The sequence below is a fragment of the Streptosporangium sp. NPDC000396 genome, from assembly GCF_042898655.1.
Taxonomy (GTDB): domain Bacteria; phylum Actinomycetota; class Actinomycetes; order Streptosporangiales; family Streptosporangiaceae; genus Streptosporangium.
In genome coordinates, this window is sequence record NZ_JBIAZA010000009.1 from 204810 (window position 1) to 224108 (window position 19299).

Consider the following 19299-nt stretch of genomic DNA (forward strand, 5'->3'; position numbering starts at 1 on the left):
CTCACCGGTGCAGGCGCTCGAACAGGGTCAGCCACTGCTCGGGGTGCACGAACCCCACCACCGTGCCGGGCCGTAGCCACGCCGCCTCGAAGGCGGCGTCCACGCGGCGGGCCGGATACCGCATTCTCAGCGAGGCGCGCAGCGAACCGCCCAGCCCGGCGAAGCCGTACTCGACGAACTCGCGATAGCGGGCCATCCGCTCGCCGGGCAGCAGGGGCACGGGCCGCCGGACGATGCCCAGGATCGCCGAGTCGACCCCCGGCACCGGTCGGAAGCTCTCCCGGCCGATGCGTCCCAGCAGTTCCCAGGAGTGCTCCGGCCAGGTCCGCACGGTCAGCAGGCTCCAGCGGCCGAAGTCGCCGGTGCGCTTGCGCGCGTACTCCAGCTGGGTGACCAGCGTGGCCGAGGTCAGCCAGGAGGCGCCCAGACACCAGCCGACGATCCCGGAGGTGATCGAGTAGGGGATGTTCCCCACCACCGCGAACCGCTCGCGGGGAGCGCCCGCTCCGAGGAAGTCTCCCTTGACCACCTCGATTCCGCCCCCGCCGCGCGTGCGGGTGGAGAGCCTCTCCGCCAGCAGCGGGTCGATCTCATAGGCGATGACCTTGCGGCAGGTTCCGGCCAGGGCGCGGGTGAGGACCCCCTCCCCCGCGCCCGGTTCCAGGACCAGCTCGTGCGGCCCGGCGGCCTCCACCACGCGGCGTACGGCGTGCGGATCGATCAGGAAATTCTGCGAGAGGGTGCGCCTGGCCCGGTCACGGGCGGTGCGGCCGCCTCGGTTCCCGGCCTGCCCGCGAACGTGCGAACGGTTTCCATGCGCGAAAGACTGCGCCACGGCTGTTGCCCTTTCGGGTCCGAGATGAACAGGTCTCGGAGGCCCTGGGCACACGCATCGGGGACGCGCGGAGAAGAAAGAAGAGAAGCGTCCCTAGCGGGCCAGAGCCTGGCCGCTGCGGGGACGCGCCACGGCGCCCAGCATGAAGGGCGCGAAGCATATGCACATGGTCCAGACGATACGGATCACTTCGAAGCCCGTGCAACGCGTTTTCGGGTTCGCACCCGGGCCTCGAAGTGCCGACGGGCATGACACGGGCGGCATGCGGGCGCCGCGGGGCTCAGAAGGCGTGCGCGGTGGCGAGAGCCTTGACGACGGCCTCGGCGACGCCGACGGCCGAGGCCGGGTTCTGACCTGTGATCAGGCGCCCGTCGACCACCACGTGAGGGGCGAAGTTCGCCGCCCCGCTGTGCCGGGCGCCGCGCTCCTCCAGCGCGGTCTGCAGCGGGAAAGGGACCACCCCGGTGAGCTCGACCGCGCTCTCCTCATCGTTGGTGAAGGCGGTCACGGCCTTGCCGTCGACGAGATGGCGGCCGTCGGACAGGGTGATGCCGAGCAGCCCGGCCGGGCCGTGGCAGACGGCGGCCACCACGCCACCGGCTTCGTAGATGTCGCGGGCGACCCGGGCGAGCGCGGCGTCACCGGGAAAATCCCACATCGTGCCGTGGCCTCCCACGTAGAGGATCGCGTCGTATCCGGCCGGGTCGACCTGCTCTGGCCGGAGCGTGGCGCCAAGCCTGGCGGCGACATGCGCGTCGTCGAGGAACGCCCGCTGAACGGGGTCGGAGAGATCCACCCCGTCCATCGGGGGCCGGCCACCCCGCGGCGAGACCAGGTCGACCCGGTATCCGGCCTCGGCGAACACCTGCCACGGGTGCGCCGCCTCGGAGACATAGAAGCCGGTGGTCCTGCCCGTGTCGCCCAGCCGGTCGTGGCTGGTGAGCGCCAGAAGGATCGTGTTCGTAGCGGGCATCGTCTCTCCCTGACATGCGGTCTTCGACCGCCCGGTCGCGGTCGTCGCATGACGTTAGGGCGCTCTCCCATTCGATGACCAATAGATATATGCATATGATCCATAGAAATTTCGATGGACCAGGCATAGGGGAGAACGAATGGACCTATCCCTGATGCGTACGTTTCTCGCGGTCTACCGGGCCGGATCCCTTACCGGCGCGGCGCCGCAGCTGGGCCTGTCCCAGCCCACCGTGACCGCGCAGATCCGGACCCTGGAGGCCCAGCTCGGCCAGCAGCTGTTCCAGCGGCTGCCACGCGGGGTGGTGCCCACCTCCGTCGCCGACGAACTCGCCCGGCAGGTGGCGGTTCACATCGACGCGCTCGCGGCGATCGCCGAACGCGGCCTCGTCTCGCGCGACCCGCTGGCCAAACCGGTGCACCTGGGCGGGCCCGCGGAGCTCACCGCCGCCTGTGTGCTGCCCTCGCTGGCCGATCTGGTGAACCGCGGCCTCAAGCTGCGGGTCACCCTCGGGCTGGCCGACGACCTGCTCGCCGGACTGGTTTCGGGACGCTTCGACATCGTCATCTCCGCCATCCGGCCGCGCGGCAGGGCACTCACCGCGGTGCCCCTCACCGACGAGGAGTTCGTCCTCGTCGGCGCGCCGGCCTGGGCCGCCCGGATCGACCGGTCGGTGCTCCCGAGCGATCCGGCGGGCGCCCTGCGCGGTGTCCCCCTGATCTCCTACGCCGAGGACCTGCCCATCATCCGCCGATATTGGCGTCTCGTGTTCGGCACGCGCCCCACCGGCAGCGCCGCGGTGGTCGTGCCCGATCTGCGGGGCGTGCTGGCCAGCACCGCCGCCGGTGCCGGCGTCACGGTGCTGCCCCGCTACCTGTGTGCCGGAGAGCTGGCCTCCGGCCGCCTGGTCCCGCTGCTCGAACCGGAGATCCCTCCGATCAACACTCTGTTCCTGGCGACCCGTACCGGCACCGCGACACTGCCGCACATCGCGGCCGTGCACAGCCGGCTGCTCAAGCAGGCCTCCCTGTGGTGAACACGCGATGCGAGCGGAGCCGGTCGCGGGCGAAGGTGACGGCGGCGACCCCCGCGACACGGCGGCACGGTCAGCTGAAACGAACCTCACGAACCCCGGCGGAGGAGTCGACGAATTCCAGCAGGCGCATCCCCTCCTGCTCCAGCGCGGCACGCTCCCCGGCCGGGACCGGCTGGAACAGCTCCACCTCAAGCACCGCCTCGCCCTTCTTCCTGGCCACCTTCCACATGCCCCGCACGAACCCGTCCACCAGAACCGTCGCCTTGATGATGCCGTTGACCGTGAAAACCCTTCCGCGGTATTCGTCCGCCATGATCCGCGTCCGAGTCCGCTCGGCGAACGACAGCAGCATGTTGTCGAATTCCGACAGGTAGCGCACCGGCGCCGGGGTGTCCGGGTCGGGCCGGGAGGCCTCGGGCAGGTCCAGCAGCTCCGCCCCGTCCTCGGTCGCGAAAACCCTCAGCCCCATGCCCCGGGCGACCTCGCCCAGCCGGGTCATGCCCGACCACTGCTGGATGTCCATCACCGTCGCGGGACCATAGGCCGCCAGGTAGCGGCGGATCATCTCCTCGAGGGAAGGCCGCTCATCGAGGGGACGGGCCAGCCATGCCTCCGCGCTGGTGTGGCTGGACTGCCCGCCCACACCCCAGATGCCCCGCGGTGGAACCTGCACCAGCGCGACCGTGTTGCGCACACCGTTGACCAGGTCCGCCGAGGCGTGCTCCGGCCAGCGCTCCCGCAGGCGCTCCCCCAGCTCGCGGAAGGTGAGGGGCCTCTCGTCCACCAGGGCCCGTCCCGCGGCGGCGAGCTCGTCCAGGTCCAGCCCCGCCAGGTTCCTGCCGGGTCCGCCCCGTAGGCTCTGCAACAGCATCGGCTGAAGCAGCGGGCGCAGGGCCAGGCAGTCTTCCGCGGTGACCAGGTGAATGGTGGAACGCATCAGCGCCAGCCGCACCACGCTCCGCTCGCGCAGCAACCGGGCCAGGTCTTCGTGGCCGAAATCGGCCAGGCGGGTCCACAGCCCGATGTAGGGCGGGTTGGGCGCCTGGGCCTGCATGCCGTACAGGTGCCGGATCGCGTCGAGCGCCGGCAGCCGCGCCCGGGTCAGCAGCAGCTGCCGGTCCAGGGTGGCTCGGTTGAGCGCGCGCCTGCTGAGCGCCTCGGGCATGCGTGTCCTCTCATCGGGGCTCTCCGGGGTCTTCACCACAATATCAGAACGGAACAATTCGTTCCATATTTTTCGGCATGAACCCATGACCGCCCGGCCCCGGAAACAGCCTCTCCGGCTCGAAGGCGGAGGGCGCTCCCTAGACCCGGTCCAGCGGCCGGTGCGGTGATGGTGGCAGCTCCACCTCGATCGCGTCGCCGGGCCGCACCTCACCACCCGTCACCACGACACCCATCACCCCGGCCTTGCGGATCAGCCCGCCATCCTCGCCGCAGCCCACCACCTGCTTCAACAGGCCCGGCTGGAACATGTCGATCTGCCGGCACGGATTGCGCAGCCCCGTGACCTCGACCACCGCCTCTTCCCCCAGCCGCAGCAACGCCCCCGCCGGAAGACCCAGCAGATCGATGCCACGGGTGGTGACGTTCTCCCCCAGCTCACCCGCCGCCACGGAGAACCCCGCGGCGCGCAGCTCGTCATGGAGCTCGGCGTGAATCAGGTGGACCTGGCGCAGGTTGGGCTGGGCCGGATCCTGAGCCACCCGCGATCGGTGCTTCACCGTCACCCCCAGATGCGCGTCGCCTTCCACCCCCAGACCGGCAAGCAGCCGGATGACCGGATGACAGGCTTTGCCGAAGGTGTGCGTGGCACTGCGGCTCACCGCCGTCACTCGTCCGCCCATGAGGTGATCCTTCCTCATTTTCGCGGGGTGAGGGCTTTCATAAAGGGCTTTCATAATTGGTTGAACACGACCCGCTCCCTTTACAATGTAGATCATAAAAAGTGAGTAAGATCGGCCGGGTGAGCGCGCCCGCCCTGCCCAAGACACTCCGAACCCCCATCGAGCCGGCCCGCGACCCCTACCGGGTGTATCTCGACTCCCTGTCCAGCGCCGAATCCCGCCGGGCGATGCGCGGCTGCCTGGACCGCCTGGCCGCCCTCATCTCCGGCGACGAGGTCTCCTCCGGAGCCGGCCAGCCCTGGCATCTCCTGCGCTACGAGCACACCGTGCGCATCCGTGCCCTGATGACCGAGCGCGGCTGGTCACCCGCCTACATCAACAAACACCTGGTCGCGTTGCGCAGGGTGCTGCGCGAGGCGTGGCGGCTCGGCCAGATGACCGCCGAGGAATACCAGCGCGCCGCCGACCTGCCGACCGTCGAGCACACCCGCCTGCCCACCGGGCAGCACATCCCGCCCGAGGTCGTGGGTGCCGCGCTGGCCGCCTGCGACGGCGACGGCTCCCCCGCCGGAGTCCGCGACGCCGCCCTGCTGGCGGTGCTCTACTCGACCGGCTGCCGCCGCGCGGAGATCGCCGGGCTGACCCTGAGCGACTACGACCCCGGAGCGCGCTCGCTGCGGGTGCGCGGCAAGCGCGACAAGGAGCGGATGGTCTACCTCACCACCGAGGCCGTCGGCCGGATGGAGCGCTGGCTGGCCGTACGGGGCGCCGCGGCCGGAGCGCTGTTCTGCCCCGTCGGCAGGTCCGGGCGGCTGCGGATCCGGGACGGCGGACCGGCGGCCATGACAGGGCAGGCGATCGCCGACATCCTGGCCAGGCGAATGGCCCAGGCGGGAGCCATGCCCCGCACCCCGCACGACTTCCGGCGCACCTTCATCGGCGAGCTCCTCGACGCCGGTGTGGACCTGGCCACGGCGCAGGCTCTCGTCGGCCACTCCTCCCCCGCCACCACGGCCCGCTACGACCGGCGCCCCGAGCGGCGCCGCCGCGAGGCCGTCGACCGGATCACCCTGCCCGCGCCCAAGCCACTGTGACCGGTGGCGGCGGGCGGCGGGCCTCCGGGCTCGGCCGCGGGCGTCGAGACGCTCATCGCCAGGCGTCGCGGCTGATGCGATAGAGCACGTGCGGCCGGAGCGGGCTCCCCTCGGGGACGCGGGGGTGGTCGAAGTCGTCGGCCGGATCCCTGGTCAGGCCTAGGCGCTCCATCACCCTCCGGGAGCGCAGGTTGGTCACCGCCGTCATGGAGACGATCTCGGCCTGCCCGGCCGCGCCGAACCCGTGGTCGAGCGCCGCCCGCGCCGCCTCACCCGCGTAGCCGTGCCCCCAGGCGGCGCGGGCGAGCCGCCAGCCGACCTCCAGCGCCGGGGTGAAGCGCGCCTCGAAGGTCTGCCACGCCAGTCCGGTGAACCCGATGAACTCCCTCGTGGCGCGCACCTCCAGCGCCCACAGCCCATGACCGTGCTCGTCGAACGCCGACTCGATCCGGTCCACCATGGCGTCGGACTGTTGCCGGGTGAGGGGCGCGGGGAAGTGTCTCATCACCTCGGGGTCGGCGTTCAGCGCCGCGAACGGTTCCCGGTCGGCCTCGCGCCATCTGCGCATGACCAGTCGCTCGGTCTCCACGAAGGCCTCCCTCGAGGTGTCGATTCCGCCCGCCGTACGTCACGGAAGCATACGGATCGTCCGGGGCAGGTGGCATGGCGTTTCAGAGGCGGAGAGGTCACGGCCGGGGACCGTGTGTGCGATCCTGACCTCCATGGCTCATCTGCCCCCGTTCGACGAGCTTCGCCCCCGCATCACCGCGAACCTGGCCGCCTTCCGGCGGAAGGACGCCGTTCCACTGGCCGACGGCCTGCGGCATGCCGCGGTCACCGTGTGCGTGCTGGAAGACGACGAACGCGGGCCGTACACGATCGTGATCAGGCGGGCCGCGCACGGCCGCAACGCCGGGCAGTGGGCGCTGCCCGGCGGGCGGCTGGACGAGGGTGAGGACGCCGTCACGGCGGCGCTGCGGGAGCTGGCGGAGGAGGTCTCGATCCGGGACGTGGAGGTGGCCGGGCTGCTGGACGACTTCGTCACCGACTCCGGATTCGTGATCACTCCGGTGGTGGCGTTCGGCGGGCGGCAGAGCCCTCGCCGGGATCCCCACGAGGTGGCCTCCGTTCACCGGGTGCCGCTGGAGCGATTCCTGGCTCCCGAGGTGCCGCGCTGGCGGATCGACGAGGAGGGGCGGAGCCTGCTGCAGATGCCGCTGGGCCCCTCGATCGTGATCCACGCTCCCACCGGAGCAATCCTCTGGCAGTTCGCCGAAGTCGCCTTGAAGGGCCGTGACCTGCGGGTTGCCGGGGTCGCCCAGCCACATTGGACACGCCGATGACCCGGACCCGGAATAACCTCCGATGGACGTCGGTTAGAGTAATCGTGCCGATGTGGTTTGTGTCCCCCGGGCCGCAAATTACCGCCTTCACGGAATACCGTTCGGCTGGAGCCGTGTTGTGCCTCTCGCCGAGGAGGCGACCGCCACATCGGCACTAAGCGTTATCGCCCCGCGAGAGCTCCGGCTCTCGCGGGGCGTCGCGTTTCTCCGGCGCGACCTCCGGTGGGCCCATGGTTTTGCCTCTGGCCTTGGAGAAAGGCTACAAACGTTGGGACCCGCTCGTGCGGGTACGCACACCTGTCGGCTGCCGGGCCATCGCCTAGTGTGGTGAGACCCGTCTCATGAGGAGAGCCCGTGCTCTATCGCCTGACCAAGCTCGTCAGCTCCCCCTTTCTTCATCTGCTGTGGCCTACCTCGGTCACCGGGGCTGAGCACGTGCCCGCGTCGGGTCCGGCCATCCTTGCCTCCAACCACCTGTCGGTCCTCGACTCGACCTTCCTGCCCCTGGTGCTCCCACGCCAGGTCCGTTTCGTCGCCAAGGCCGAATACTTCACCGGCAATCCCGTCACCGCGGCGTGGATGCGGGCCACCGGCCAGATCAGCATCGACCGGCAGAGTCCCACCGCCGCACAGGACATGCTGGACGCGGCCGCGCAGGTGCTCAGGGACGGAGAGCTGTTCGGCATCTACCCCGAGGGCACCCGCTCCCCCGACGGCCGCCTCTACCGGGGCAAGGTCGGGGTCTCCTGGCTGGCCCTGGCCACCGGGGCCCCGGTGATCCCGGTGGCGATGAGCGGCACCGACGAGGTGCTGCCGATCGGCGCCTCGGTGCCCAAGCTCGGCAAGGTCGGGGTGCGGATCGGCAAGCCGCTGACCTTCATCGGTTCGGAGACCAGCGCGCGCGACCGGCGCCGGGTGACCGACGAGATCATGATGGCGATCCAGGAGCTGTCCGGGCAGGAGTACGTGGAAAGCTATGCGCCCAGCCGTACCCAGAACAAATGATCATTTGTCTGCATATGTCGCATTGGCCGCGCTAGGCTTCGGCCCCTGGGGCTCGGAGAACTGGGGGTAGTCAGGTGCCACGGGGTAAGACGATCGTGATCACGTCGGTGGCGGTGGTGCTGGTGGCGGGAGCCGCCGGCGGCGGCGCGTGGTGGCTGCTGCACACCCGGGGCACCCCTCAGGAGACGGCGCAGCGCTTCACCCAGGCCTGGCAGAAGGGTGACCTGGCCGCCATGCGCGCCGAACTCGGCACGGCCGACCCCGCGTTCGCCAAAGCCTACGAGGACATGCGCAAGAACCTCGCGGTCGAGAACCTCGCGGTGCGGCTGGAGGGAGCACGCGAGACCGGCGACGGCGTCGGGCAGGCCGCCTACACCGCCACGCTGAAGCTGAAGAACATCGGCGAGTGGAGCTACTCCGGTCTCATCGACCTGGCGGTCGTCGACCGCCACTGGCGGGTCAAATGGTCTCCCAAGGCCGTGCACCCCGATCTGACCGAAGGCGCCGGGTTCGCGCTGAAGACCATATGGCCGCGGCGGGCGGGCATCACCGCCTCCGACGGCCGCCGCATCGACGGCGGCGACGTGGGCGGCTCGGTGCAGCAGCTCGTCGGCTATCTCGACAAGGCCACCGAGAAGGACGTCAAGGCACTCGGCTCCGCCTACAAGGCGGGCGACGCGATCGGCCGCGGCGGGCTGCAGCAGACCTTCCAGCAACGCCTGGCCGGCAGACCCACCACCGAGATCCAGATCGTCGACGCCGCCAAGAAGACCTCCAAGACCGCCGGGAAGATCGAGGGCGAGGACGGCGAGGCGGTGGAGACCAGCCTGGACCTGCGGGTCCAGCAGGCCGCCGCCGACGCGGTCCGCGACCTGAAGAAGACCGCCTCGATGGTCGCGATCAAGCCGTCCTCCGGCGAGATCCTCGCCGTGGTGAACAACCAGGGCGGCTTCAACCGGGCCCTGGACGGCAACTACCCTCCCGGCTCGACCTTCAAGGCGGTCACCGCCGTCGGGCTGCTGGCGTCCGGGATGACCCCGGGCGAGCGGGTCACCTGCCCCAAGGACATCAAGATCGGCGGCCTTCCGATCCGCAACTCCCACCACGCCGGATACGGCTCGGTGACCTTCTCCGACTCCTTCGCCCACTCCTGCAACACCACCTTCGCCCCGCTGACCCAGGAGCGTCTGGACGCCGGCAAGCTGCTGAGCGCCGCGGAGTTGTTCGGCTTCAACAAACCGCTCAGCATCGGCGTCCCCGCCGCCAAGGGCAGCTTCCCCAAGGCCCAGAGCGACGCCGAACTGGCCGCGGAGTCCTTCGGCCAGGGCCGGATCACCGCCAGCCCGCTGCTGATGGCCTCGGTCGCCGCCGCGCTGGCCGACGGCACCTGGCGCCCGCCGACGCTGGTCCCCTCCCTGGAGCAGAAGTCCGAACCGCGCGACCTCCCCGAGGGCGTCAAGCCCCAGATCCATCAGATGATGTCCGCGGTGGTCACCAAGGGCACCGCCAAGGACGCGGGCCTGCCGTCCGGAACCCGAGGCAAGACCGGCACCGCCGAGTTCGGCCCGCAGGACGCGCTGAAGACCCACGCCTGGTTCATCGGTTTCCGGGGCGACCTGGCCTTCGCGGTGATCGTCGAGGAGGGCTCCGGCGGCGGCGCGGTGGCGGCGCCGGTGGCCGCGCGGTTCCTGCACGCCCTGGGCTGATCCCGTACGGCGGCCCTAGAGCGGGAGCGCGGCGGCCTCGTGACGCAGGACCATGATGAGCAACGTGGCGATCAGGGTCGCGATCAGCACCCAGCTGACCATGATGACGATCGCGGACCGGCGGGAGCGCTTGGACGACCGCTTCTCCTTCTTCGCCTCACGCCTGCCGCGCCCGCGCTCCTTGCGCTGGACGCGCTCGTTGAACGACTCCAGTCGCGCTGCCAGCCGCGGGTCCTCGTCGATGAGATGACGCTCGATCTGCAGCAGCATTCGCTCCTCGTCCTGCGACCAGGCCATGCCGCACCTCCACCGGAACGCAAGGCGTGTGCCGACTTCCTCCCCAATCATGAAGATCATTATCCATTCCGAGGGCTCTGATTTACCACTTCTTTCCACCCCCGCCGGCGCGTCGCGGACGGTGCGCTCTCGGGCCGGGACGGTTTCCGGCGGCCCCGATCAGAGGATGCTCGCCGTTCCCGCGCCGCCCCCGCCGTCCCCATCGGCTCCGTCGGCCGCTCCTGCCAGCGGAAGCCGCAGCACGAACCGGGCCCCGCGGTGGCTGTCCGCCAGATACAGCCGCCCGCCGTAGGCCATCGCGATCTCCCGGGAGATGGACAGCCCCAGCCCGCTCCCTCCGGCGTCCCTGCTTCGTGAGGCGTCCAGGCGGGTGAACCTGTCGAAGACCCGCTCCCGGTCGGCCGGCTCGATCCCCTCGCCGTCGTCGATCACCTCCAGCACCGCCTCCTTCCCCTCCGCGGCGACTTTCACGACCACCTCCTCGTCGGCGTGCCGCTCGGCGTTGGCCAGGAGGTTGGTCAGGAGCCTCGCCATCTTGAGCGGGTCGGCCTGGACGATCACGTCGCCGGCCAGTTCGGCCGTGATCGGCACCCTTCTGGCCCGGCGTCCGATCTCCTCCGCGGTGAGTTCCCCGAGGTCGATCGTCTTCACCCGGCTCGCGAGGGCCCCGGCGTCGAGCCGTGCCAGCTCCAGCAGGTCGTCCACCACCTCCTGCAGGCGTTCGACGTCACGTAGCGCCGCCCTCGCCGTCTCTCCCCAGGGCTCGTCCTCCGGAGCGCTCAGGGCCAGCTCCAGCCGGGTACGCAGCCCGGTGAGGGGGCTGCGCAGCTCGTGGGAGGCGTCGGAGACGAACTGCCGCTGGTTCGTCGCCGCGTGCTCAAGGCGGTCGAGGGTGGAGTTCATGGTGTCGGCCAGCCGCGCCACCTCGTCGCCGGTGTCCGGCACCGTGATCCTGCGGTCCAGCCCCGTCTCGGTGATCTCGGCGGTCTCGGATCTGATCGCCTCGACCGGGCGGAGCGCCCTGCCGACGGTCCGCCAGGTGCTCACCGCGCCACATGTCAGGAGCGTCAGGAACAGCACCGCCAGGAGGACCGGCAAAACCCATCCGGTGAAGAAGGGCAGCGGCGCCGCGGCGTAGATGATCACCTGCCTGTAGTAGGCGGTTCTGATCCGCAACGCGACGAGCTGCCCGCAGGGGGTGAAGTACGGCTCGCACAGGGTGCCGTCCACCCGGCTGTCGTTCGCGGCGGGGGCGAGGGTGGAGATACGCGGCTTGCCCTTCAGCGCGGGGCTGGCCGCGATGACCCTCCCGTCACCGGAGCCGATCACCTGGATCAGAGGGGCTCCGTCGGACGGCACGGGAATCGGATCCGGCGCCGGGTAGGTGTAGAGGTACACGCCGACGACGCGCGCGGTCCGTGCGGCCCTGTCCATTGCCTGGTCCGCCGAGTCATGGCGCACATGCATCACCACCAGGGTGAAGGTCAGGGCGAGGACCGCAGCCGAGATCACCAGGTTGACGCTCACGGCCTGGCCGCGCACCGAGCGCAGCAGCTGCCGCCACCTAGCCATCGTCGGCCGCCCAGTCCATCGCGGAGCCCTCGCCCGCCTGCCCGCGCAGCGCCTCGACGATGAGTATCCGCATGTCATAAGCATTCCAATCGCATTCCGGGAACAACCATCGACCCCAGGTTTGCGATTGAATCGAATATTTGTTCCCATAACCCTCGCCAAATGAAGGGCGTCGCCGGACGGCCCGACGCCTCACCGCGGGACCACCCTCGCAAGCCGGCTCACGGTCACACCGCGCCCCGGAGGCGGCGGCATGGCCCGCGCCCCGCTGTGACCCATGAGGTATGGGTGATTGATGCCTTTATAGGGTAGTAAAAGGCTTGATGTGTAGAAATGGGCACATTGTCACACTGAATGAAACGGGGGAACCATGGGAGACGCGAACGAGAAACCCGCCAAGACTTCGGGCAAGCAGAAGAAGGCCACACTCAAGGCGATGTGCTCGGTCAAGCAGCACAAGGAGAACAGGGAGAAGAGACCCAAACATCTCGAAGCCAAATAAAACGGGCATGGTAGGTCAGAAGGTCTTCGCCTACCTCAGGCGTGAAATCATGATCGGGCGACCGGGATGAGCCCTCGGTCACCCGATCATGGAGTGACACGATGTTCGCTTACCTGCGATTCCCAGCGATCTTCGGCGACACGGTGGTCTTCGCCGCCGAGGACGATCTGTGGACGGTGCCCGCCACCGGTGGACGGGCCTTCCGGCTGACCGCCGGAGTGGCCGAGGCGAGCTACCCCCGGTTCTCCCCGCACGGCGACCACCTCGCCTTCGCCGGCCGCGAGGAGGGCCCCGAGGAGGTCTACGTGATGCCGGCCGACGGCGGCACCGCCCGGCGGGTGACCCACCACGGGGCCTGCTCCACCGTCACCGGCTGGGATCCCGACGGCGCCGTCCTCTACGCCAGCGACGAGGCCCAGCCCTTCGACGGCCAGAAGTGGCTGTACCGGGTCCGGCCGGGCGGCGTTCCCGAGCGCCTGCCGTACGGCCCGGCCAACTCCATCTCCTACGGGCCGCAGATCGTGCTGGGCCGCAACACCGCCGACCCGGCCCACTGGAAACGCTACCGGGGCGGCACGGCGGGCGATCTGTGGATCGGCACCGAACGGTTCCGGCGGCTCATCGCCCTGCCCGGCAACCTCGCCTCGCCCTGCTGGGCCGGCGACCGGGTCTACTTCATCTCCGACCACGAGGGGGTCGGCAACGTCTACTCCTGTGCCGCGGACGGCACCGGCCTGCGCAGGCACTCCGACCACGCCGACTACTACGCCCGCAACCTGTCCGGCGACGGCCGCAGGCTGGTCTATCACGCCGGAGCCGAGCTCTACCTGGTCGAGGACGGGGAATCCCACCGGATCGACGTACGGCTGCGCAGCTCCCGGACCCAGCGCAACCGCCGCTTCGTCCCGGCCGAGGACTTCCTCGACAGCGCCACGCTCGACCCCGACGGCAGCGGCCTGGCCGTCACCACCCACGGCAAGGCGTTCTCCTTCGCCGCCTGGGAGGGGCCGGTCCGCCAGCACGGCGCGCCGTACGGCGTCCGCTACCGCCTGCTGACCTGGCTGAACGACGGCGAACGGCTCATCGCGGCGGCCAGCGACGACGGTGACCGCGAGGTCCTGGTCGTGCTCACCGCCGACGGCGGCGCGGAACCGGTCCGGCTCGACCACCTCGACACGGGGCACGTCATCGCACTGGAGGTCTCCCCCAAGGAAGACAGGATCGCGATCACCAATCACCGCAACGAACTGCTCGTGGTCGACCTCCATGGGAGCACGGTGATCGATTCCAGCAGGTTCGGCGCGATCGAGGACCCCGCGTGGTCCCCCGACGGCCGCTGGCTCGCCTACGCCTGCCGCGGCACCGCGCAGACCATGGCCATCAAGCTGTGCAGGGTCGAGACCGGCGAGACGTTCCCCGCCACCCGCCCGGTGCTGTGGGACGCCTGTCCCGCCTTCGACCCCGGGGGCGACTACCTCTACTTCATCGGCCAGCGCGTCTTCAATCCGGTCTACGACGAACTCCAATACGGCCTGGGATTCCCCCTCGGCTCCCGCCCCTACGCCGTCGGGCTCCGCGCCGACGTCGTCTCCCCCTTCGTCCCCCGGCCCCGTCCGCTCAAGGACGACGACAAGGACGACGATGACGATGACGACGGGGCGGAGACCGAGGTGGTCATCGACCCGGACGGCATCGAGGATCGCGTCGTCGCCTTCCCCGTTCCCGAGGGACGCTACGACCGCATCGCCGGGATCAAGGGCAAGGCCGTCTACCTGACCTCCCCCGTCGAGGGCAGTCTCGGCGACGACTACGCCGACTCCTCGGACGGCACGCTGCACGTCTACGACTTCGCCGGCCAGAAGCAGGAGACCCTGGTCGAGGATGTTTCGGAGTTCCAGGTCGGCCGTGACGGCGCCACCCTCCTCTACCAGGCGGGCAGACGGCTGCGAATGATCAAGGCCGGCGAGGCGCCCGAGGAGGACGACACGCCGGGCCGCGCGAGCGGCTGGATCGACCTGTCCCGGGTCAAGGTGTCCATCCGGCCGGAGGCCGAGTGGCGGCAGATGTTCCGCGAGGCCTGGCGGCTGCAGCGGGAGAACTTCTGGGCCGAGGACATGGCGGGGATCGACTGGGACGGCGTCTACCGGCGTTACCTGCCGCTGGTGGACCGGATCACCACCCGGGGAGAGTTCTCCGACCTGCTGTGGGAGCTGCTCGGCGAGCTCGGCACCTCCCACGCCTACGAAAGCGGCGGCGCCTACCGCTCCCGGCCGCACTACCGGCAGGGCAAGCTCGGCGTCGACTGGTCCTACGAGGACGGCGTCTACCGGATCGCCAGGATCGTCGGCGGAGACCGCTGGGACCCCGAGGCGACCTCACCGCTCAACCGCCTGGGGGTGAACGTACGGCCGGGCGATGCCGTACTGGCCGTCAACGGCCAGCCCGTGGGCCCTTCGGCGAGTCCGGGCGAACGGCTGGTCAACCAGGCCGACCAGGAGGTCCAGCTCACCGTCGGCCGGGGGGAGGACAGGTGGACCGTCACCGTCAGGGCCATCGGCGACGAGCAGCCGGGCCGCTACCGCGACTGGGTGGAGGCCAACCGCGCCCGCTGCCATGAGCGCAGCGGCGGCCGGGTCGGCTACCTGCACGTCCCCGACATGGGCCCGGAGGGTTACGCGGAGTTCCATCGCGGTTTCCTCACCGAGCACGACCGCGAGGCCCTGATCGTGGACGTCCGGTTCAACGGTGGCGGCCACGTGTCGGCGCTGCTGCTGGAGAAGCTCTGCCGCCGCCGTCTCGGCTACAACTTCCCCCGCTGGGGCATGCCCGAGCCCTACCCCGAGGAATCTCCGCGAGGCCCGATGGTCGCGATCGCCAACGAGTGGGCCGGCTCCGACGGCGACATCTTCAGCCACACCTTCAAGCTGCTCGGCCTGGGCCCGCTGATCGGCAAGCGCACCTGGGGAGGAGTGGTCGGTATCTGCCCCCGGCACCGTCTGGCCGACGGCACGATCACCACCCAGCCGGAGTTCTCCTTCGCCTTCGACGACGTGGGCTGGCGGGTGGAGAACTACGGCACCGACCCCGACATCGAAGTGGACATCACCCCCCAGGACTACGCCCGGGGCGTGGACGCCCAGCTCGACAAGGCGATCGAGGTCGCCTTGGAACGCCTGTCCACGCATCCCCCGCACACGCCCAACCCGGCGGACCGGCCACGGCTCACGGTCCCGCGCCTGCCGCCTCGGTGAGACCCGTCAGGGCTCCGGGTCGCCGGCGGCCTCGGCGAGCCGCCGGGCCAGCGCCCTGATCTCCCCGCGCAGCTCGTCCGGTGTGATCACGGTGAACGGCCAGCCGAGCCCGGCCAGCATCTGCGCCATCCCGCTCAGCCGCTCGGCCCTGGTCTCCAGCAGGATCCCGCCGGGGGTCTCGGTCAGTCTCGCCGTCGAGGCCGGGACCCTCCCGGCGGCTTCCTCCATGGTCGTGGCCAGCAGCACCTTCACCTCGTGCCGGTACGGCACCGCCGACAGCGATCCGACCACGTGCGCGACCGGGTCGAAGCCGTCCGGGGCGTCGAAGACCTGCCCGGTGCGCTCGGCGCCCGCCACCCGGTCCACCCGGAAGGTTCGTATCTCCCCGCTGTTGTGATCGAAGCCGGCGACGTACCAGCGGCCGGAGTGGAAGACGATCCCATAGGGGTCCAGGTCGCGTTCGGAGTCGTCTCCTCTCCAGGAACGGTAGGTCAGCCGTACGGTGTGCCCGTGCCGGGCGGCCTCGGCGAGCGCGAGCAGCGGCCCGGCCTTCGGGGTGCTCACCGGCGCCGGGGCCCTGGTGTGCTCCAGCGTCGCCGGCACCGCGTCGACGCGTTCGCGGAGCGCCCGCGGAAGCACTCGCTGGATCTTGGCGAGCGCGCTCTCGGTCGCCGCCTGACCCACCGCCAGCCCGGTCCGCCGCCCGGCCAGCAACCCCAGCACCACGGCCGTGGCCTCGTCGTCGGTGAGCATCAGCGGCGGCAGCTTGTAGCCCGGCAGGAGCCGATAGCCGCCGTAGCGTCCCCGCTCGGCCTCCACCGGCACCCCGAGCTCGGCCAGCTTCACCGCGTAGCGGCGCACCGTGCGTTCGTCCACCTCCAGCCGGGCGGCGAGCTCCGGCCCGGTCAGGCCGGGGCTGGCCTGCAGCAGTTCCAGCAGCGCGAGAACTCGGGTGACGGTCATCGGATTCCCCTGAAATCAGGACCTGTTCTGTCCGGATTCGATTCTAGGGTGAAACCAAGCAACGAAGGAGAGATGTGAAATGAACACTTACGTCCTGGTTCCTGGTTTCTGGCTCGGCGGCTGGGCCTGGGAGAAGGTCGCCCGGCCACTGCGCGAGGCCGGCCACGACGTCCACCCGGTCACCCTCACCGGACTCGGCGACCGGGTTCATCTGGCCACCGCCGAGACCGACCTCGAGACGCACATCCAGGACATCATCAATGTGATCGTCTACGCGGACCTCCACGACGTGATCCTCGTCGCCCACAGCGGCGGCGGCGCTCCCGTCACCGGCGCGGCCGACCGGATCCCCGAGCGCGTCGCCCGCGTCGTCTACGTCGACAGCGGCCCGCAGCCCGACGGCATGTCCCACATGGACATCAACGAGCCGGAGTGGACGGCCTTCATCGAGAAGCGGGTCGCCGAGCAGGGCGGCGGAACGGACTACCCGCTGATCTCCTGGCGGGAGCAGGAGCAGGCCGGAGCCAGCCTGGAGGGCCTGGGCGAGGCCGAGCGCGAGCGGTTCGCCTCCCGCGCGACCCCTCAGCCGTACGGCACCATGACCCAGCCGCTGAAGCTCACGGGCGGCGCGGACAGGCTGCCCAAGACGCTCATCACCTGCTCTTTCCCGCTGGAGCAGGTTCACGCGATGATCGCGTCCGGCCACCCGTTCTTCGCGGCGCTGGCCGGGCCGGAGTGGAGCTTCGACGCCGTGCCCACCGGCCACTGGCCGATGTTCTCCAAGCCCGAGGAGACCGCGGCCGCGCTCGCCGCCCTGTCAGGCTGAGCCTGCGGCGGGCGGCTCACCCGTCTCCGCGGCAGAGGACGAAGCCAGGGAACGCGTGCCATCCGGGCCGGTCGCCGATCTCGTCGATCGCCTTGCGGATGTCCCGGAGCTGCCCGACGGTCATCTGCAGGGGCGGTTCGTCCGGCTGGTAGGTGGTGCGGATGGGATAGTCCACACCCGGCTCGCCGGTCATCTCGATGTGGCAGCCGAGGACGTGGGTGACCGGCCGCCCGGCGGCGAACTCGATCAAGCGGTCGATGGTGCGGGTGAACGCGGACCAGTCCTGCACGTACAGCCGCCCCGGATACACCGTGTCGCCGGTGAGGAGGAACCCGGTGAAGGAGTCGTAGAACGTGACGGCCGCCTCGTGGTGCCCGGGGCTGGCCAGGCACTCCAGCGTCCGGCCGCCGAGGTCGACACGGGCGATCCGGCCGGGATCCCGGTCGAACCCGAAGTATTCCCAGGCACTGCTCAGATCCGCGCCGACGACGACCGTGTCCGGGCGCCCGGCGAACTGGGCGTCACCCGCGACGTGGTCCCCGTGAGGGTGCGTGTGGAGGACGAGCAGGGGGTAGCGGTCCCGAGGATGCTCGCCGAGCCACCGTTCGACCAGCTCGTCGACGACCCGCCGCAGGGGAAAGAACTCGGCCGACTCGGTGGCGCCGGTGTCGAGGAGCACGGCCCGGTCGTCGCCGAACATCAGGAACAGGAACGGCGCCTCATAGTTGATCGCCATGTTCTGCCGCAGGACGAACGTGTGCTCGTCGTAGGCGTACACCTGGATGTCGGGGTCCGTGTTGTGCTTCGCCGACGGCGATCCGTGGATCCAGTCGACATCGAACTCCCGGAGTTCGGGGGTTTCGGACGTGAAGTCGGCCAGCCGCGCGCGTGCACCCATGACGCCTCCAGTGAGCGTCGTCTTAGCAGGCCGGGTACGGCGCACATCTCGTCCGGGGCAGGCACCGCTGTGCCTCCGAGCGGGAGATTACCACGACACGTCGGAACCGAGACGTTTCCGGATCTTCTCGGCAGGGTCACCCGCCCGGCCCGGAGACCGGTCCGGAGTTCGCGCCCATCGCGGCCGGACCTGATTTCCACGGGCGCCACGACCCGAAACCGGCACTTTCATTTTCCGTAATGACTTCACTACTAAGAGTAACTATCATGAGGGGGACCGCCTGTCAGACGACAACAAATAGCGAATACGAGGTTTTCAGGGTGAAATCAGGCATTCAGAAAGCACGCGCCGCTATGGCGATGGCCGCCCTCGGACTCCTGTGCACGGGGTTCACCGCACCGGCTCAGACGGAGCCGAGACCCTCCACCCAGCAGTCCGCAGCGCTCAGGCGCGCGGCCGAGCAGTGCGGTGGCGGCGAGATCTGCTTCTGGTACTACAGGGACTTCAGGGGCGCGCCGTGGCGGTGGATGCCCTCCAACGGTTACCGCGACATGCCGCCCAACCTGCACGACCACGTCTACTCGTTCTACGCCAACGCCTCCGGCTGCTTCATCGACTGGGACCCGGCCGAGCGGCGCAGGGTGAACATCGGCGACTACGCCAAGGCCTACGACACCAACTTCGGCAAGCGGATCGACGCCGTGGGCCCCCGGGACATGTGCTGATCCGGCCCGGGACACGGGCGTTTCCGCACGGCCGAACGGCGGTTTCACGGAATGGATCGATCGGATGAATCACATCGGATCGGGCGCCATTCATGCGTAACAAAAAGGTCGAAATCCATCGTGTCTAGCGAGGGGACTGTCGGGTTTACCCGGCAGGGGAATCGCTTCCCTGTTACGGTTCCCTTGTTTGAAACGGTCAGGGCTTGGCCGTCGCCTACCTCAGTCGAGGGAAGCGAGAAGCCGCTCTCTTCAGGGAGCGGAGGAGTCACGCGACGGTTTCCTGCTTAGGCGACCGAGGCAATTAGCTCCACAACACCCTTTTCCCATTGAGGGACAGACCGCGGGACGGGCGCGCCCCACCGGCGCGGCCGGCGCCCGCCCCCCCCCACCCGCGGGGGCGGAGCACCCCAAAACCACCCCCATATC

18 protein-coding genes and 1 riboswitch are annotated in these 19299 nt (G+C 69.9%); of the genes, 9 read left to right on the forward strand and 9 right to left on the reverse strand.

All coding sequences use genetic code 11. The features are described from left to right. Position 1: 1 nt before the first annotated feature. Together erm and ACFY2X_RS16900 are read right to left on the reverse strand one after the other, a co-directional pair. On the reverse strand, positions 2 to 835 hold the full coding sequence (gene erm / locus ACFY2X_RS16895) for an ErmE/ErmH/ErmO/ErmR family 23S rRNA (adenine(2058)-N(6))-methyltransferase (RefSeq protein ID WP_389939012.1): 834 nt from the start codon (positions 833 to 835) through the stop codon (positions 2 to 4). A gap of 280 nt (positions 836 to 1115) precedes the next feature. Continuing rightward, positions 1116 to 1808: a type 1 glutamine amidotransferase domain-containing protein gene (locus ACFY2X_RS16900; protein WP_389939014.1), complete on the reverse strand. Its 693-nt coding sequence runs from the start codon at positions 1806 to 1808 to the stop codon at positions 1116 to 1118. A gap of 154 nt (positions 1809 to 1962) precedes the next feature. Here ACFY2X_RS16900 and ACFY2X_RS16905 point away from each other — a divergent pair, with 154 nt between their 5' ends. Next, on the forward strand, positions 1963 to 2844 hold the full coding sequence (locus tag ACFY2X_RS16905) for a LysR family transcriptional regulator (protein WP_389939016.1): 882 nt from the start codon (positions 1963 to 1965) through the stop codon (positions 2842 to 2844). A 70-nt stretch (positions 2845 to 2914) separates the two neighbouring features. On the opposite strand, the gene ACFY2X_RS16910 is transcribed toward ACFY2X_RS16905, so the two are convergent. Both ACFY2X_RS16910 and ACFY2X_RS16915 read right to left on the reverse strand, forming a co-directional pair. After that, positions 2915 to 4009, reverse strand: a complete 1095-nt coding sequence (locus ACFY2X_RS16910) for a winged helix DNA-binding domain-containing protein (RefSeq protein WP_389939018.1) — start codon at positions 4007 to 4009, stop codon at positions 2915 to 2917. A gap of 139 nt (positions 4010 to 4148) precedes the next feature. After that, the gene (locus tag ACFY2X_RS16915; protein ID WP_389939019.1) at positions 4149 to 4691 is read right to left on the reverse strand and encodes an MOSC domain-containing protein; all 543 of its coding nucleotides are present in this window, start codon (positions 4689 to 4691) and stop codon (positions 4149 to 4151) included. A gap of 101 nt (positions 4692 to 4792) precedes the next feature. Here ACFY2X_RS16915 and ACFY2X_RS16920 point away from each other — a divergent pair, with 101 nt between their 5' ends. Beyond that, a complete protein-coding gene (locus ACFY2X_RS16920; protein WP_389939021.1) occupies positions 4793 to 5785 on the forward strand; it encodes a tyrosine-type recombinase/integrase in 993 nt (330 codons plus the stop codon). 52 nt (positions 5786 to 5837) lie between these two features. On the opposite strand, the gene ACFY2X_RS16925 is transcribed toward ACFY2X_RS16920, so the two are convergent. Continuing rightward, positions 5838 to 6374, reverse strand: a complete 537-nt coding sequence (locus ACFY2X_RS16925) for a GNAT family N-acetyltransferase (protein ID WP_389939023.1) — start codon at positions 6372 to 6374, stop codon at positions 5838 to 5840. Positions 6375 to 6507: 133 nt separating this feature from the next. Here ACFY2X_RS16925 and ACFY2X_RS16930 point away from each other — a divergent pair, with 133 nt between their 5' ends. From ACFY2X_RS16930 to ACFY2X_RS16940, 3 genes are all read left to right on the forward strand, one after another. Then, positions 6508 to 7128, forward strand: coding sequence for an NUDIX hydrolase (locus ACFY2X_RS16930; protein ID WP_389939025.1), 621 nt, complete (start codon positions 6508 to 6510; stop codon positions 7126 to 7128). Positions 7129 to 7482: 354 nt separating this feature from the next. Continuing rightward, entirely contained in the window at positions 7483 to 8133 is a 651-nt protein-coding gene (locus tag ACFY2X_RS16935) for a lysophospholipid acyltransferase family protein (RefSeq protein ID WP_389939027.1), read from the forward strand. A 74-nt stretch (positions 8134 to 8207) separates the two neighbouring features. Continuing rightward, on the forward strand, positions 8208 to 9839 hold the full coding sequence (locus ACFY2X_RS16940) for a penicillin-binding transpeptidase domain-containing protein (protein WP_389939028.1): 1632 nt from the start codon (positions 8208 to 8210) through the stop codon (positions 9837 to 9839). A 15-nt stretch (positions 9840 to 9854) separates the two neighbouring features. On the opposite strand, the gene ACFY2X_RS16945 is transcribed toward ACFY2X_RS16940, so the two are convergent. Together ACFY2X_RS16945 and ACFY2X_RS16950 are read right to left on the reverse strand one after the other, a co-directional pair. Further along, a complete protein-coding gene (locus ACFY2X_RS16945) occupies positions 9855 to 10136 on the reverse strand; it encodes a DUF3040 domain-containing protein (RefSeq protein WP_389939030.1) in 282 nt (93 codons plus the stop codon). A 159-nt stretch (positions 10137 to 10295) separates the two neighbouring features. Further along, positions 10296 to 11708: a sensor histidine kinase gene (locus ACFY2X_RS16950; RefSeq protein WP_389939031.1), complete on the reverse strand. Its 1413-nt coding sequence runs from the start codon at positions 11706 to 11708 to the stop codon at positions 10296 to 10298. Positions 11709 to 12078: 370 nt separating this feature from the next. Here ACFY2X_RS16950 and ACFY2X_RS16955 point away from each other — a divergent pair, with 370 nt between their 5' ends. Next, the gene (locus ACFY2X_RS16955) at positions 12079 to 12210 is read left to right on the forward strand and encodes a hypothetical protein (RefSeq protein ID WP_389939033.1); all 132 of its coding nucleotides are present in this window, start codon (positions 12079 to 12081) and stop codon (positions 12208 to 12210) included. A gap of 101 nt (positions 12211 to 12311) precedes the next feature. After that, entirely contained in the window at positions 12312 to 15461 is a 3150-nt protein-coding gene (locus ACFY2X_RS16960; protein ID WP_389939035.1) for a PDZ domain-containing protein, read from the forward strand. A gap of 6 nt (positions 15462 to 15467) precedes the next feature. On the opposite strand, the gene ACFY2X_RS16965 is transcribed toward ACFY2X_RS16960, so the two are convergent. Beyond that, complete coding sequence (locus ACFY2X_RS16965; RefSeq protein ID WP_389939037.1) at positions 15468 to 16424, reverse strand: helix-turn-helix transcriptional regulator; 957 nt, start codon at positions 16422 to 16424, stop codon at positions 15468 to 15470. 79 nt (positions 16425 to 16503) lie between these two features. Between ACFY2X_RS16965 and ACFY2X_RS16970 the strand changes: the two genes are divergently transcribed. After that, positions 16504 to 17250: an alpha/beta fold hydrolase gene (locus ACFY2X_RS16970; protein WP_389939039.1), complete on the forward strand. Its 747-nt coding sequence runs from the start codon at positions 16504 to 16506 to the stop codon at positions 17248 to 17250. A 16-nt stretch (positions 17251 to 17266) separates the two neighbouring features. On the opposite strand, the gene ACFY2X_RS16975 is transcribed toward ACFY2X_RS16970, so the two are convergent. Next, positions 17267 to 18148, reverse strand: coding sequence for an MBL fold metallo-hydrolase (locus ACFY2X_RS16975; protein ID WP_389939041.1), 882 nt, complete (start codon positions 18146 to 18148; stop codon positions 17267 to 17269). Between the two features lie 11 nt (positions 18149 to 18159). Further along, a riboswitch (guanidine-III (ykkC-III) riboswitch) is annotated at positions 18160 to 18227 on the reverse strand. A 241-nt stretch (positions 18228 to 18468) separates the two neighbouring features. On the opposite strand from ACFY2X_RS16975, the gene ACFY2X_RS16980 reads away from it, so the two are divergent. After that, positions 18469 to 18873 (forward strand): peptidase inhibitor family I36 protein, encoded by a 405-nt coding sequence (locus tag ACFY2X_RS16980; RefSeq protein ID WP_389939043.1) that lies wholly within the window; start codon positions 18469 to 18471, stop codon positions 18871 to 18873. Positions 18874 to 19299 lie beyond the last annotated feature (426 nt).

Coding starts and splice junctions, on each gene's coding strand:
- ACFY2X_RS16900 (WP_389939014.1), bottom strand. CDS start 1,808: ATGCCCGCTACGAACACGATCCTTCTGGCGCTCACCAGCCACGACCGG.
- ACFY2X_RS16905 (WP_389939016.1), top strand. CDS start 1,963: ATGCGTACGTTTCTCGCGGTCTACCGGGCCGGATCCCTTACCGGCGCG.
- ACFY2X_RS16910 (WP_389939018.1), bottom strand. CDS start 4,009: ATGCCCGAGGCGCTCAGCAGGCGCGCGCTCAACCGAGCCACCCTGGAC.
- ACFY2X_RS16915 (WP_389939019.1), bottom strand. CDS start 4,691: ATGGGCGGACGAGTGACGGCGGTGAGCCGCAGTGCCACGCACACCTTC.
- ACFY2X_RS16930 (WP_389939025.1), top strand. CDS start 6,508: ATGGCTCATCTGCCCCCGTTCGACGAGCTTCGCCCCCGCATCACCGCG.
- ACFY2X_RS16945 (WP_389939030.1), bottom strand. CDS start 10,136: ATGGCCTGGTCGCAGGACGAGGAGCGAATGCTGCTGCAGATCGAGCGT.
- ACFY2X_RS16950 (WP_389939031.1), bottom strand. CDS start 11,708: ATGGCTAGGTGGCGGCAGCTGCTGCGCTCGGTGCGCGGCCAGGCCGTG.
- ACFY2X_RS16955 (WP_389939033.1), top strand. CDS start 12,079: ATGGGAGACGCGAACGAGAAACCCGCCAAGACTTCGGGCAAGCAGAAG.
- ACFY2X_RS16960 (WP_389939035.1), top strand. CDS start 12,312: ATGTTCGCTTACCTGCGATTCCCAGCGATCTTCGGCGACACGGTGGTC.
- ACFY2X_RS16965 (WP_389939037.1), bottom strand. CDS start 16,424: ATGACCGTCACCCGAGTTCTCGCGCTGCTGGAACTGCTGCAGGCCAGC.
- ACFY2X_RS16970 (WP_389939039.1), top strand. CDS start 16,504: ATGAACACTTACGTCCTGGTTCCTGGTTTCTGGCTCGGCGGCTGGGCC.
- ACFY2X_RS16975 (WP_389939041.1), bottom strand. CDS start 18,148: ATGGGTGCACGCGCGCGGCTGGCCGACTTCACGTCCGAAACCCCCGAA.